At 44.4% G+C, this 14,795-nt stretch carries 13 protein-coding genes; 4 read left to right on the top strand and 9 right to left on the bottom strand.

Translation table 11 applies throughout. The features are described 5' to 3' along the window. Nucleotides 1-292: 292 nt before the first annotated feature. Together AC3CID_RS16715 and ompW are read right to left on the bottom strand one after the other, a co-directional pair. Entirely contained in the window at nt 293-2,101 is a 1,809-nt protein-coding gene (locus AC3CID_RS16715; protein WP_488527737.1) for a choice-of-anchor I family protein, read from the bottom strand. 203 nt (nt 2,102-2,304) lie between these two features. Then, nucleotides 2,305-2,949 carry an outer membrane protein OmpW gene (gene ompW / locus AC3CID_RS16710; protein WP_372244677.1) on the bottom strand — a complete coding sequence of 215 codons (645 nt, stop codon included), beginning with the start codon at nt 2,947-2,949 and terminating at the stop codon, nt 2,305-2,307. A 398-nt stretch (nt 2,950-3,347) separates the two neighbouring features. On the opposite strand from ompW, the gene glgC reads away from it, so the two are divergent. Then, nucleotides 3,348-4,568, top strand: a complete 1,221-nt coding sequence (gene glgC / locus AC3CID_RS16705) for a glucose-1-phosphate adenylyltransferase (RefSeq protein WP_171312105.1) — start codon at nt 3,348-3,350, stop codon at nt 4,566-4,568. A gap of 122 nt (nt 4,569-4,690) precedes the next feature. Here the strand turns inward: glgC and AC3CID_RS16700 are convergent, their stop codons facing one another. Together AC3CID_RS16700 and AC3CID_RS16695 are read right to left on the bottom strand one after the other, a co-directional pair. After that, nucleotides 4,691-6,121, bottom strand: a complete 1,431-nt coding sequence (locus AC3CID_RS16700) for a YfcC family protein (RefSeq protein WP_054546279.1) — start codon at nt 6,119-6,121, stop codon at nt 4,691-4,693. A gap of 412 nt (nt 6,122-6,533) precedes the next feature. Then, a complete protein-coding gene (locus tag AC3CID_RS16695) occupies nt 6,534-7,118 on the bottom strand; it encodes a hypothetical protein (protein WP_372244676.1) in 585 nt (194 codons plus the stop codon). A gap of 420 nt (nt 7,119-7,538) precedes the next feature. Here AC3CID_RS16695 and hpf point away from each other — a divergent pair, with 420 nt between their 5' ends. The 3 genes from hpf to AC3CID_RS16680 all read left to right on the top strand — a co-directional run bounded on the left by hpf (nt 7,539) and on the right by AC3CID_RS16680 (nt 9,475). Further along, the gene (gene hpf, locus AC3CID_RS16690; protein ID WP_004733000.1) at nt 7,539-7,895 is read left to right on the top strand and encodes a ribosome hibernation-promoting factor, HPF/YfiA family; all 357 of its coding nucleotides are present in this window, start codon (nt 7,539-7,541) and stop codon (nt 7,893-7,895) included. Between the two features lie 545 nt (nt 7,896-8,440). Further along, complete coding sequence (locus tag AC3CID_RS16685; RefSeq protein ID WP_081279990.1) at nt 8,441-8,596, top strand: DUF3012 domain-containing protein; 156 nt, start codon at nt 8,441-8,443, stop codon at nt 8,594-8,596. A 99-nt stretch (nt 8,597-8,695) separates the two neighbouring features. Continuing rightward, nucleotides 8,696-9,475: an HAD-IIB family hydrolase gene (locus AC3CID_RS16680; protein WP_428784037.1), complete on the top strand. Its 780-nt coding sequence runs from the start codon at nt 8,696-8,698 to the stop codon at nt 9,473-9,475. Nucleotides 9,476-9,645: 170 nt separating this feature from the next. Here AC3CID_RS16680 and phnE (AC3CID_RS16675) read toward each other — a convergent pair whose 3' ends face one another. The 5 genes from phnE (AC3CID_RS16675) to AC3CID_RS16655 form a co-directional block, all read right to left on the bottom strand. After that, nucleotides 9,646-10,449, bottom strand: coding sequence for a phosphonate ABC transporter, permease protein PhnE (gene phnE / locus AC3CID_RS16675; protein WP_004732994.1), 804 nt, complete (start codon nt 10,447-10,449; stop codon nt 9,646-9,648). Next, nucleotides 10,449-11,273: a phosphonate ABC transporter, permease protein PhnE gene (gene phnE, locus AC3CID_RS16670; RefSeq protein WP_054541529.1), complete on the bottom strand. Its 825-nt coding sequence runs from the start codon at nt 11,271-11,273 to the stop codon at nt 10,449-10,451. The genes phnE (AC3CID_RS16675) and phnE (AC3CID_RS16670) overlap by 1 nt, the downstream gene beginning before the upstream one ends. Beyond that, on the bottom strand, nt 11,261-12,031 hold the full coding sequence (phnC, locus tag AC3CID_RS16665) for a phosphonate ABC transporter ATP-binding protein (protein WP_004732991.1): 771 nt from the start codon (nt 12,029-12,031) through the stop codon (nt 11,261-11,263). The genes phnE (AC3CID_RS16670) and phnC overlap by 13 nt, the downstream gene beginning before the upstream one ends. Nucleotides 12,032-12,157: 126 nt before the next feature. Then, a complete protein-coding gene (gene phnD / locus AC3CID_RS16660) occupies nt 12,158-13,198 on the bottom strand; it encodes a phosphate/phosphite/phosphonate ABC transporter substrate-binding protein (protein ID WP_004732989.1) in 1,041 nt (346 codons plus the stop codon). Nucleotides 13,199-13,500: 302 nt separating this feature from the next. Then, entirely contained in the window at nt 13,501-14,721 is a 1,221-nt protein-coding gene (locus tag AC3CID_RS16655) for a glycerophosphodiester phosphodiesterase family protein (protein WP_054546275.1), read from the bottom strand. Between the last annotated feature and the right edge of the window lie 74 nt (nt 14,722-14,795).

Below are 14,795 nucleotides of genomic sequence, written 5' to 3'. Positions count from 1 at the left end.
TACGCAGCAGAAAAAGCAAGCTTTCTATATAAGCGCTAGAGGAACTTTTGATACCAGTAAGCGAGCATGGCTGAAGAGACGTTACTATGTTAAACCTTCCCAAAATGAAGGTATGAAATTTTTTCATCAAAATGTTTGCTCTTCTCTGATTGTTGTTCGGCGACTAAACCCTACAACTTACTATCGTTTATTTTAGTTTCAGCAAGCCATCAATAAACTAAAAAAGCGCCACGACTTAACAAGTCGTGGCGCTTTTGTTTTTGTTGAGTCTAGTTACACGCAGTAACCGTGATTAAAACTCAACGCGATAAACTGATGTGCTGCCGCTCACTTCATTGCCGACCGCGATAAAGTGGTTACCAGAGCGAGTGAAATACTTGATTGACTCTGGGCCTAGGTCACCCGCTTTCGAGTTGTAAGTCTCGTTGTCGCAATCACCGCCTTCATCAACCTTAGTGCATACAGGTTGAGTAAAATCGCGGTTATTTAGATAGCTAATGAAACTTGCATTCTTAGGCTGCGTTACGTCGTAAACCATGATGCCACCTTGGCGCTCAAGTCCAATAAAAGCATACTGCTTGCCGTTAATCTCAGCCACTTCGATAGCTTCAGGCTCTACCCCTTTATCATCACTGCGAGCATCACCGCTTTGGTTGTTATCATTGGTGCTGTTGAAGTTTGCTGGATCTTGTTCAAGAACGATTCGAGCGAAATCATCACCACTATCAAACACTAACTCGCCTGATTGATCCCAGATAGAGAAAGAACGGCTACCGAATGCTTGAACCTTTTGATCAGCAGCAAGTGTCCCTTGTGGCTTAATCACTTTAAGACGAGCAAGTTGCTTATTGTCTTTGAGTGCCCCAGCCAATGGGTGGTTAGCATCAACGTCTAGCTTCTTGCCACGTACTTCATCGACATAAGCAATACAAAAGTCTTTTTCTGTGGTGTAGTTTTCGGTGCCTTGGTAATCGTCACCGTCCCACTCAAAGCCTTTGTCATCACACATTTGTTGTGTCGTCTTGATGCCATATTCACGGCCATCACCTTCGTTTGCAGTCACAATGTAGGTGTTCCCATCAACACTGTAGCTCGTGATGCTGTCTGGCATGTAAAGGCCTTCTAACATTGCGTAGCTTTGTAGGTTACCGATGTTTTTGTCTTTGTTTGACGCATCCAACTGAGCAGTATCCCAAGGCTTTCCACCTAATCCCAGAATCGCATCCACTTCTGCACTCGCCACGTCAATCGCTGCCAATGCATTGTTCTCTTGCAGGGCTACGTAAAGCTTTCCGTTATCAGCAAACGTTAGGTATTCCGGTTCAAGGTCTTGAGCAACGGTTGCATTAGGCGCCGAGATTCGAACCTTGTCTGTCAGCTCTGCATGGCGTGGCTGACCTTGGTTGAATGCCTTAAAATCAATTTGAGTCACTTTCGCTTGCAACGGACCATTGGTTAAATCAACCAGTGTTACTGAGCCTTCAGGATCAATGCTGTAATCCGCATTCGGCTCTCCTTCATTTGCTGATGCGATGTAACGGCCATCCTTAGAAAAGCTCACCATGTCTGGCAATGCGCCAGCTGTGTAAGTGGTGATAAGCTCTAGCGTGTCTGAGCGATACAGAGCAATGATGCCATTTTGTTGCTTGTCGGTGTTTTCAATCGCGACAGCAACTAATCCTTGATGAGTCGACACACTGTTCGCAGCACCGATATTAATACCCGAAGCCGCAGCGGCTGATTGAAGGTCAATAGAACCCTCTGATGTTGGGGCACTGTCAGTGTCCATCGATAGAACATCAACTTTCTGTGCTTGAGCGTTTACCACATAAAGCTTATCGGTACATGAATCGTAGCTGACGATTTCGGCTGCAGAAGTATCAAATGGGGCGTCAGCAATAGCACGACCAACCAGACTAATCCCAGTAACAGTGGCATCTGTCTTGTTCGGTTGTTGGATGGATTGGCATTGAAAGCTAAAAGCATCAAGTGATGTTTGAGATGATGCTGCAGTCGTTGAAGTTGACTGAGAGCATCCAGCCAGAGCAGAACTTACCGCGATAGGCAGTAATAAAGTCAGCTTATTAAATTTACGATTCATATATCCTCCATAATTAGAATCGCGATCATAGAGGGCTGTTATGACAGTTATCTTTCTCTTTTATTAACAATAAATGACGACAATCAGTTTGCTTTACCCATAACAACAGTAGGTTAGATTGAGCATTTCATTAACAAGCAAGCAAAAAAAAAGCGCCCAAGCTGGCTGATGCTTGAGCGCCTTTAGTAAACTGAATAGGTAGATTAGAAGTTGTAACCACCACCAATCATGAATACCCATGGGTCGATATCAACGTCTGTTTTGAACGTGTCTGTAGCCGTTTTGTATGTCGCTGTAGTACCGATATCTGCGTACCAAACCGATGCGTTCAAGAACCAATCTTCATTAATCATGTAGTCCATACCAATGTTAGCAGCCAAGCCCCAGGAATCATCCAAAGACACATCCGTTAGGCCAGCGTCGTTCTTACCCGTACTAGTCAGAGACTCATCAAAGAATACCGTATAGTTGATACCTGCCCCTACATAAGGTCGGAAATCACTATTCGCTTCACCGAAGTAGTACTGAACCATAAACGTTGGTGGGAGGTGTTTAGTTTCAGCGACTTCACCAACACCGTTTACAGAGATACCGTGAGAAAATGGAGTTGCTGCTAGAACTTCCAAACTGATGTTATCAGTAAACATATAGCCAAACGTTAAGCCTAATTGTGTATTTGAGTCTACTGAGAATTCTAAAGATGAGTTACCTAGAACGTCACCACTGCTGTCGTTTGGAGATACCATTGCTGCACCTGCACGGATGATGAAATCACCTTCTTTATGAGCAAGAACATTGGTTGACATAAGAGCCGCAATAACCGCAATACCACATACTATTTTTTTCATTATTATTTCCTTTTGTAGGGCTTATTCTAATTGTGAATGAGTAATCATTTCTTATTTTGCGTGCAAGGTAGCATATAATAACCCTACTTTATTGATGGAAATCAATTTGTGAAAACTTGTGATTATTTATGTAAATTTATATCGACTCGATCACTTTATTACCTCATTTTATTGACAATTTTGTAATGCAACTTTCCCGTGCGTCATGCCGTTAAACTCACCGCCTCAATCTTGCTCGGACCTTTTGGATCAAAATGGAGCAAGCCAACATTTCGTGCGCATCAATTTGGTGCGGTCTCGTATTATTAGCTCATACCTTGCTTAATATTCAATAGGTTACATTTGGCTTAGTGCTTGCAAGTGTATGTTCATAATCATAAATACATGAGGTTCTGACCATGCAAGACACTCTAACGATCGTTCTGGCCGGCGGTGTTGGCTCTCGGCTTTCTCCCCTCACCGATAACCGTGCAAAACCTGCGGTGCCCTTTGGTGGCAAATATCGAATCATCGATTTCACACTCGCGAACTGCCTGCATTCTGGGCTTCGCCAAATTCTAGTACTGACTCAATACAAGTCTCACTCTTTGCAAAAACATTTACGAGATGGTTGGTCGGTGCTGAACCCCGAGCTTGGCGAATACATCACCAATGTTCCCCCACAAATGCGAACGGGTGATAGCTGGTATAGCGGTACAGCCGATGCGATTTATCAGAACCTGTATTTGCTTTCTCGCAGCGAAGCGAAACATGTGGTGGTGTTATCAGGCGACCATATTTATCGTATGGACTACGCGCCAATGCTCAAACAACATAAACAGAGCGAAGCCGACTTAACGGTGGCTTGTATGGAAGTTTCGATTGATGAAGCCAAAGAGTTTGGCGTTATGGAAATTAACGAATCGCATCAGATAAACAACTTCACAGAAAAGCCCCGTTATCCTGCCTGCGTACCCGGAAGACCAACACGAAGCATGGCTTCAATGGGGATTTATATTTTTGATAAAGAAGTGCTTACACAAGCACTATTGGCGGATGCAGAAGATCCAAATTCCAGCCACGATTTCGGTAAAGATGTGATACCTAAATTAGTAGGGGATAAAAGCGTTTATGCCTACAAATTTGGAGACACCGAAGGCAGAGTTACACAAGATACTTATTGGAGAGACGTTGGTACCCTCGACTCTTATTATCAAGCCAATATGGATTTACTAAAGCCAGTTTCCCCTATCGATTTATACCAGCCCGATTGGGCAATCCGCACTTACGAACCTCAATTACCACCCGCTCGAACCATCGCTTCAGTTGAAGGTAATCAAGGGATCTTCATCAACTCGATGATCGCAAATGGTGTGGTGATAGAAGGTGGTTCAGCGCAGAACTCCATCTTTTTCCCAAAAGTTAAAGTCAACAACGCGGCCATTGTTATTGACAGTATTCTGTTTGAAGATGTTGAAATTGGGAAAAATTGTCATATACAAAACTGCATCATCGACAAGCATGTGAAAGTGCCTGATGGTACCCAAATAGGTATTGATAGTAGAGCGGATTCAGAACGATTTCATATATCAAAGAAAGGCGTGATTGTGGTGCCCTCTTCTTACCAATTTGAAGAGTAATCTTGGTCATTATAATAGCTTTTCTTTAAACGAAAAAAGGCAGCGAATTCGCTGCCTTCTTAGTAATTCACACGGCCTCAGTTAAACCCTAACTGTCCATGCATTCGATTAAACAGAAACCCTTAGAAAGGCCCTAGCTCAATCATTTGAGCAATCACAACTGAAATCAAAGCACCCACCGACCAGAACAAGAACAGCGGTAAGAAGAAGCGAACCCACTTAGTGTAAGGCACTTTTGCAATAGCCAATACCGCTAACAAGCCACCATTGGTTGGGTAAATATAGTTAGAAATACCATCACCCAGTTGAGAAGCCAGTGCGGCTACTTGGCGAGTCACTTGACCAATATCTGCCAATGGAATGATGATTGGCATAGTGATCACCGCTTGGCCACTGCCAGACGGAATGAATAAGTTGATCGCAGCCTGCGAGAAGTAGATCCCTGCCGCTGCCACAAGTTTAGAGCTACCAGAAATGATCTGTGCAAGATAGAAGATAATAGAATCAACAATCTTCGCATCTTCCATAATGGTCAACACTGAGCGAGCGAAGAAGATGATCAGTACTGCCACCAATACATCGCTAACACCTTTGGTCCAATACTCACAAATCTTGTTCGGAGATAAACCGGCAACCAAACCCGGAATGATCGCCATTGCCACGAATGCACCCGCAATCTCGGTAAAGCCGAACCCCATCGTCAACGTGCCGAAGATCATGTATGCGAATACGCCCAAGAACGCGATGCCCGCAAGCTTTTCACGAGTAGTCAGTGTTTTCGCTTCAACGCTAGATTCGTAGTGGTACCCCGTACCATGCAACAAACTTTTGGTTGGATCTTGCTTAACTTTACGCGCGTAGTTAAGCACATACCAAGCACCCGTTAGCAACATGAACATGCCAACAATAAAGCGGTACCACATGCCTGAATACATAGGCAGTTCAGCAATAGTGTGTGCGATACCCGTAAAGAATGGGTTAGCCAAAGCTGCAGCGAAACCGGCACAACTTGCCAGTAAAACAACGCCAAGTGCCGTGATCGCGTCATAGCCAAGCTTAATACAGATCGGGATCATCAAAGAGATAAAAATGACATCAAGCTCACGCATACCCGTGAAGGTGACGTTGAAAAAAATCGCCGTCATGATCACAGGTGCAATCACGTACAAGCCTTGCTTCTTTAGCTTCGTCGTCAGCGCAACGACGGATGCGTCTAACAAACCCATGTGTTTGATAATGCCGAAAGCACCACCAACGAATACCACAACACCCATCACGCCAGAAGCGGATTTGAAGCCTTTAAAAAATGATTCGAAAAAAGAGGCTAATGTCGTTGGGTTACTGGTTAATAATGTGTAACTGTCTGGGTCAATCACCGTGCGGCCATTCATGACCACTCGTTCAAACTCACCAGCAGGGATGAAGTAAGTTGCGATTGCAGCAACAATAACCATGATAACCAAAGAGAGAAACGGGTGGTTTACTTCTTTCTCTATCGGAGCTGTGTTACCAGCTTGAGATGTAGGTACGGACGTAGATACCGTAGTCGTCATATAGACTCCTTACTTGTCAGCAACTAAGGAGTACTTAGCCGCCGAGAGGGATTTTTGGAAAAACGAAACCCTTCACGCAGAACTAAGTTCGCGCTAATTTAGGCTATTTCAAAAAGGCCTTTGATAGATGGTGCTCTCAAATGTACATAGTGAAGTAGTGAGTACTACTCTCTTTGCGTCCGAGCAAAATGCAGATGTTCAGCCAAGTCAGGCCAAACTGAATGAGGTCATTACGGGCAGATAAACAAAGAAATCCGCTTAGTAATATGTTTTTTATCAATTACAAAGACAAGCCGCGCATGCTAACACAACGAGCGGTAAATTGTCAGAAAAGTGTGAGTTTCGTCATGTTTTGGTGGGCTTTAAAAAAGCGCCTAGCAAAAACTGGGCGCTTTTTTTACATTGAACTGAATTACTTAGGCGCTAGCTCATAGTTTTCTTGCATCTCATGAGGGGCAATCCCGTACTCATAATCCGCCAAGTAACCATCCTTATAGACCTTCATTCCCTTCTCATCCCAGCTCACTTTGATCATCGCCGTGTTGCCATCTTCACTGCCTAACAGCTCAAGAATTTCAGCATCGATCTTAACCGCTTTAATGGTTTTAATACGCTTAAAGGGCTTAAATTCAGTGGTTGAGGTTGGCAAAGATCCGTAGCTGCTGATCCATGTCTCTTTAGGTACTAGCCATTGGTTAAAAACATCATCCACAATCGCTTTCGGCATGCTTGCGATAACAACAGAATCTGTCATTACGTTATTTGTCTCGATGCTGTAACCGCCCTCACCGTCTGAAACATAGGTAGGGAAATCAATGCCAATTTCAGACTCTGCTGGCAAACGACCTAGAGTGACCGACTTCTTAACGTACAGTTCTGCCGTTTCAAACTGCTGCATGATCTCTGGAATTTTCTGAAACTCAACAGGGGCAGCAAAGGCATTAAAAGCGAAAGAAAGGGAAGCTGCGATTACAGCGAATTTAACAGGCATTTTCATGTTAACGGATCCAAATAGAAGATGGCAGTTAGAGTATCCCGTACTAAAATTCATCTCAATATCTCATTGTTCTTTATATCAGTAATTGTGATATAGGCAGAGCAGATATGTTTTGTTCACTAAAATGGATGTGGATTTATAAAAGCAGACTAGAATAAGTATTTGGAGTGATGCGTGATTAGGGCGATAAAAACTAAGTTGAAAGAGTGAATTGGAGTAATACTTCAAAGGTGAGGGATTTTTAAACACGTTTGAAATTCACGAAACATAATATGCGACCAGTTCATCGGACTTTCAAGGGAGTAATGGGAGATTATTTGATAACACTGAAGTGAATCACACATGTGCTATTTCGCAGTTGGTTAAACTCACCGATGTTTGCTACGTTTAAATGACACAGTCATTGGAAAGGTATGATTTATGAAAATAAATGTTCAAACACATCACGTATCAATTAACGACGAGTCACGCAAAGACATCGAAAGTAAATTCGAGAAGATATCGAACCATTTCCCATCACTGATCAGTTGCGACATCATCATTACTAAAGAACACGGTCAACATCAGGTAGAAGTATTCACCAACTACGAAGGTGTACGAGTAACAGCAAAATCTACAGACGATGTTATGTACCCAGCTATCGCTGCAGCACTCAAGAAACTTGAAGCAGGCTTAAGTAACCGTAAGGGACAATTGAAAGCAGACCTACACGAGAAACCAACGAGCACGAAGCCAGAAATCGCTTCGGACATCATCCAAGAGATGAAACTGGTATAACTCGACAAGTAGTTAAAGCTCACTAACGAATAGAAGCGCACAAGAATTTCAAAGCCAGCACATGTTGCTGGCTTTTTCGATCTACCCCTCAATTTCTTTATCAATCTATCACTTTGATTTTTCCTATCGCGACGGCCTAATCCCTTCACTTCCCATCTTAGAGCCAAGCCCAACTCTATATCGTTTTTAGCAAACTTATGTCACTGGCTGCTATAACAATCCTTAGGGCGTGTTGATCTTTCGAGCTGATTTTTGCAGCGAATTGCTGGGGATTTCTACAAGGCAGAGGCTTTGATGTGTAGCTAGCCTACATGAGAAGCCGATAACGTAGTAGAAATGGCCAGCAAACGCTGCCCGAAGGGTTCGGCTAAAAGCGTTTTACTCTTTGTTGAGGGAGATTTGCTTAGAGTGACTAGGCTACTTCCCCCTCGCCGCGATTAAAACGCTTTTATCTCGAACAAAATTTAACCACGAAAGGTCAACACGACCTAGTAGTATTTGATACAGTTATAAGCAGAAATTTAGAGAATAAAGGAATCTTTATTATGAAAAAAATCGCGCTAATTCTATTTCTAGCGACTCAACTGATGGCTTGTACAGAAGTGGGCAGTGAAGCTTGGTGTACAGATATGAAAGAAAAGCCGAAAGGCGACTGGACTGCCAATGAAGCCGGTGATTTTGCTAAACATTGTATTTTCTAAACACGGTTAAGCGTTAATTAACGACACTGAGTGAAAGACGTTTAACGACGAACTGAGCACTCCACGCAACACAATAAACCCGAATAAGTGAGTTTGAGGATGGAACACCAACTAGGTAATGACTGGCAACACATCAACTGGGTATTAACCGACGTCGATGACACGCTCACTTGGCAAGGTTCACTCCCTCCAGAAACCCTGATTGCGTTACAAAAGCTGAGAGACAATGGAATCAAAGTGGTCGCAGTAACGGGAGCCTGTGCTGGTTGGTGTGACCATATTGCGCAGCTTTGGCCTGTCGATGCCGTGCTTGGAGAGAACGGCGCCTTCTTACTAGAGAAGCAATATGGTGCATTACAACTCTCATCTGAAACACCGCTAGAACAAGTGCGTCAGAACCAAGCTAAGCTAAAACAAGAAGTTGAAGCGATCTTGTTGAGTTATCCCGACCTATCACTAACTTTGGATCAATCTTACCGCTTGTGTGAGGTCGCGATTGATATCGGTCAAAACCGTAAGCCTGTTGATCCTGAAACTGTTCAAGCGGTACTCGAAAGAATACACGCTTTAGGCGCACACGCGACGGCAAGTTCGATTCATATCAATGCTTGGTATGGCGAACACTCAAAGAAAAACGCAGTACACCGCTTCCTTGCTGATAAAGGCTTATCGCTTGAGCAAATCCACAATGAGGCTTGCTATGTCGGCGATTCAATGAACGATCAACAGATGTTCGAATCACTACCACTCACCGTTGGCGTGGCAAACATTAAGCATTATTGGGATAAGTTAGATCATCATCCAAGTAAGGTGATGTCGCAGCCGGGTGGCTATGGGTTTGCAGAATTTGTGGATGCGCTGCTGGCAGTTAAAAGCTAGACACTTAAAAACGAGTCACGCCCTTCTAACAAGGTCTCAGGTCACTCAATATACATAAAAAAACGACCGCTAGGTAGACCGAAGTACCTAGGGTCGTTTGAGCTTCAAAATGCTAGATAAGCTCTTAACTTTGACACATCACACAAAACACGCTGCATTGCACCATATGTTTATATGAGTTTGTTACGGATGTGGATCACTACGGCTTCTGCAACGATAACCACTGCGAAGATACTCACTAATACCATCGAAACTTTTTGCCACTCAAAAAGGTTCTGCGCATCGTTTAGCACCACGCCAATACCACCAGCGCCCACTAACCCCAATACCGCAGATTCACGCACATTGATGTCCCAACGGAACAACACGATGGAGTAGAATGCGGGCATCACTTGTGGCCAATACCCTTTAAGCAAGATGCTCATCCAAGAAGCGCCTGTTGCGCGCAGAGCTTCGATAGGCCCCATGTTCACTTCGGCAATCGCTTCCGCTAACAGCTTCCCTACAAAGCCGATACTGCGAATGGCAATTGCCATAATGCCTGCGAGAACACCGGGGCCAAATAGTGCGATAAACAACAAAGCCCAAACCAATGAGTTCACAGAACGTGAAGACACCAGAAAGAATTGTGCCACCCAGTTCAGCGCTTTATTAGGTGTGATATTTGGCGCGTTCAACAACGCCAACGGAATCGCAAATATCAAGGTAAACAAGGTGCCTAACGTCGCAATGTGCAGTGTTTCAATCATCGCTGCGTGGATTGATTCAGGATAGAAAGCGTAGTCCACTGGCACCATACGCTCGAACATGTCAGCAAACTGCGCTGGCGCGTCGTATAGGAACTCTGGAATCACTTCAACCGTCTGCCAAGACCAAACAATCGCACACACTAAGCTAAGGTAAACGGCAAATCGAGCCACACGTTCGTTGGGTGTAAAGCGCTGCCACTCTTTATCGATAGATGCAGTTGTCATTAGAAGATTCTCCTAACAATGTTGGAAAGAAATTCACCCACAAGAATCAATGCGATGATGGTGATCAAAATAGCAGCGACAAAGTCGTAGTCGAAGCGTTGGAATGCAGAGAAAAGCGTACCACCAAGGCCGCCCGCACCCACAATGCCAACCATGGTTGAGTTACGTAGATTTGAATCCAACTGGTAACTAGCAAAGCCAATAAAACGAGTAAATACTTGAGGCATTACCGCATACAAAATGACGCTGATAAAACTGGCACCGGTTGCTTTAATCGCTTCAACCGGTTTAAAAGAGATCTCTTCAATCGCTTCTGCAAAAAGCTTGGCAATAAAACCAATCGATGCGAAGACCAAAGTCAGGATCCCAGCAAGGGCACCGAAGCCCACCGCTTTCACAAATAGGATTGCGATGATCACCGGGTGAAAAGAGCGACATAGTGCGATGAAACAACGTATTGGCGTCGATACGATTGAAGGCATCATATTTCTCGCAGCTAACAAGCCCAGAAACAATGAAATAACGATGCCAAAGAAGCTTGAGATAATCGCAATTTGTAAGCTTTCCGCTAATCCACTCAGCAGTAAGCTAGTACGCGAAAAATCAGGCGGAAACATTCTTGATAGTAACCGCTCACTTTCACCAAAACCGATGACCAAACGATCAAAAGTTAGCCCTAACGTCGAGAAACTGTAAAACAGATAAGCAACTATCGCAGCGATGATTGCTCGGTTAGTCCATGAGGTTTTGAATGGGTTTTCATGCTTCGCTGGCGACTGGTTTGACGGTACGCTTGGCGATGAACTTGGGGTTAATCCAGCCATGACTCACCCCCGTAAATGATTTTTAGATCTTCTTCTGAGATCCCTTCAGGGCTACCGTCATAATGCACTTTACCGTTACACATGCCGATGATGCGCTTGGCATAACGCTTGGCTAAGTTCACATCGTGGATGTTAACCAACACGGGAATGTTTTTCTGTTCTGCGAATGTCTCCATCAACTCCATGATCTCAACCGCGGTTTTCGGGTCGAGTGATGAAGTCGGTTCATCCGCCAATAAGATATATGGGTCTTGCATAACGGCGCGAGCGATACCGACACGCTGTCTTTGGCCGCCCGATAAACTGTCGGCACGTTGGTTAGCAAAGTCTTGCAGGCCAACAAATTCAAGTAACTCGAACGCTTTTGCTAGGTCTTGCGCAGAGTAGTTGCGACGCCATGCATTCCAAGCGGTCATGTAACCCAAACGGCCACTCAACACGTTCTCGATAACCGTTAAACGTTCGACAAGGTTATATTCTTGAAACACCATGCCGATGTGTCGACGCTGTTTACGTAGCGCTTGGCCTTTTAACTGAGTCAAGTCTGCGCCATCAAAAATGATTTCGCCTTGGCTTGGATCGTTAAGTCGGTTGATACAGCGCAGAAGCGTACTTTTACCAGTACCAGATGGACCAATGATCGCGATGATGCCTGGTTCATCGATATCAATATTAATGCCTTTAAGGATTGGCTTGCCTGCCACGTATTCGTGGAAAAGGTTGTTTATCTTTATTCCTTCATAGCTTGCTACGGCCATACTGCATTTCCTTGTGCGAATTTTAGAATGATCTATGCCCTACCCGCGAGGGCATAGATTTTTAGTTAAGGTAAGTATTTAAAGAACTAAGTCTTTCTAAAACTTAGTCTTCTAATAGAAAAAGAGTTAGCCGTTGTTTGCTTGTTTTGCTAGCTCAGCGGCTTTTTTCTTTGCGCGTTTAGCCGCATCTTTTTCAGCCAATTTCTTCAAGCCAGTTTTGGTGTAAGCCGTACCTGTCGCATGAGCGATATCACGAATTACATCCCACTCTTCTTTGTAGCTGATTGGCGAGAAACGGTCGGCACCTTTAAACGATGCGCTCATTTCTGGTGTAAAGCGGTAGCTAAAGAAAGCCTCGTTGATCTTCTCAACTAGCTCTGGTTTTAGGTTGTAAGCATAGCCAAACGCAGACGTTGGGAAGCGTGGGCTACGGTAGATGATCTTCAGTTCAGAATCGTCAACACGACCTGCTGCTACCATACGATCGTACACGTCCGATGCCACAGGTGCTGCGTCATAATCTCCATTGAAGACACCTAGAATCGATTGGTCATGCTTACCTGAGTAAAGCACTTTGTAATCTTCATCTGGCACTAGGCCTTTCGCTGGGAATAACGCACGTGGAGCTAGGTTGCCAGAGTTGGAAGATGCAGAAGTGTGTGCAACCTTTTTGCCTTTCAGATCAGACATTTTGTTAATGCCGCTGTCTTTACGCACAATCGTGATTAGGTTGTAGCCTTGGAAGCCAGACTCATCGCCCTTCACCGCAATTGGAACGTAACCTGCTAAGTTAACTGCGTAGCCTGTTGGGCCCGTAGAGAAACCTGCAACGTGCAGTCGACCAGAACGCATCGCTTCTACTTGCGCAGAGTTCGAGTGAACTGTGTAGTAAATCACTCGCTTACCCGTGATTTTACTTAGGTGAGCTTGAAAATCCGCAAACGCATCTTTGTACAACGCAGGGTCTTCTACTGGCGTGTAGGTAAATACAAGCGTACTTGGGTCATTCCACTCATCTGGGTTCTTTGGTGAATCGGCCACCAAATCTTGGTTTTCATCACAGTATCGATCGTCTAACACACCACGACTAGAGCAGTCGCTTGCCATAGCCATTGAAGGAAGTAGTAATGAGCTAGCGATTAACAGTCCTTTAACACTGATTTTCATATTCAAACCTTACTTTTACTTATTGTTGAAAGTCACCTTAGCTACTGCAGCCTTCGTGCCATATTTTTATTTACTAAATTTCAATAACTTACAACAAAACTCAAACTAACCAAGATCTTTTGAGTCATTCGTGTCCAACTAAAAATCCATCATTTGGGTCATTTCTGTCCCACCAATTTCAGTGGTAAAAAAAAAGAGCCCGAAGGCTCTTTGGTCCACTGCTTTTTCTCTTATTATTCTTTGGCTAAGCGCTCTCTATACAAACACTATAATTAGCGACGTAACAGCGCTCTCAGAATAGCCTATGCGTCGCTGTCCATACAGTTAGCGTAATACGTTACCGTTGCAGGCCAATCGCTGAATACGCCCATCACACCCACATCTTGTGCCAGCACATCAAGCATTTTCATCATATCGCCATCATTGTTGATGCCGTCCTTCACGCTCTTGTAGTACCAACCACCGCCTTGCGCTAGCGGGCCAGAACGTTCCAGTGTCCATGCGATAATGTCGAGGTCTGCATCCTTAGCCAGTTTCGCGTAGTTAGACGCCACTAATTCGTTGTTCTTATCAAGTTCAACCAAAGCAAACAGAGGTGGTGCGATGATATTCACACCCGCATCGTGCAGTTCTTTCATGTTCTCAACAGACGCGACAAAGTCCGTTTGCTCATAAACACGGTCATCAAGGTAAACCGCTTGTTTGCCGAACTTCGGCGTTTCATTGATCCAATACTTCACATCATCCAAGTTAAATGACTGTAGGTAAGTCTCAGAAGGCTTGAAACCCGCCTCTTTCAGTTCATCCACCAACTTCTGCGCGTACATCTCTTGGCTAAATCCATTGAAAGGCATGTCTACTGCTGCCGATTTCAATTCAGGTGTGACCTTAACGCCGTGCTCTTTAAAGAGTGCTGCACTTTCTGCGTGTGTCATCAGTGTCCCACTTTGACTGTAAAGATCGGTTCTCCAACCAGGAGTGCCATTCATGTACTCTTCAACCGTGGTGGCTTTTGGGTTCGCACCATCCATTTTTCCTTTTAACGTCTTAAACTCAGCCAACGTGAAATCAGAAGTACGGCACTCCACCTGAGCATCTTCACCTGTCGTTGGATTAGCTGGTGTAAACGGGGTTGAGCACTTCTTAGCAAGATCTGGGTGCGCTAATACATCGGTTGTGGTGTGCAGATCACTCTGCGAGTGACGACATACCAACGCCTTATCTTTGGTGAAGGTCACATCGCACTCCACCACGCCCGCGCCCATTTGAATCGCTGCTAAGTAGGATTCTTTGGTGTGCTCAGGAAACTGCATCGCAGCTCCGCGATGCCCAATAGAAAAATCACTACGATGAAAAGGTCCTTCGCTGCAACTCAACAGCTTAGTTTTCAAAGGGCTCTCATCCATATTGTTGACTAAAAAGAGGGGACGAGGTCCTAAGTTTGCTGGTTCTGCAGCGGCCCATGCCGTTATTGAACTCATGCCTAATATCAGAGCAATCGAACCTTTCAGTATTTGCTTCATGTTTGTATCTCCTTGCAACAAGCAATTATTTTTCTAATGTCCTTTATTCGATCATTCAATGTTGGATAGCTGTC

The organism is Vibrio sp. QJM3NY_21, assembly GCF_057785975.1.
Note: the sequence above shows the minus strand (reverse complement) of the source record. Positions and strands in the feature narration are given on the sequence as shown.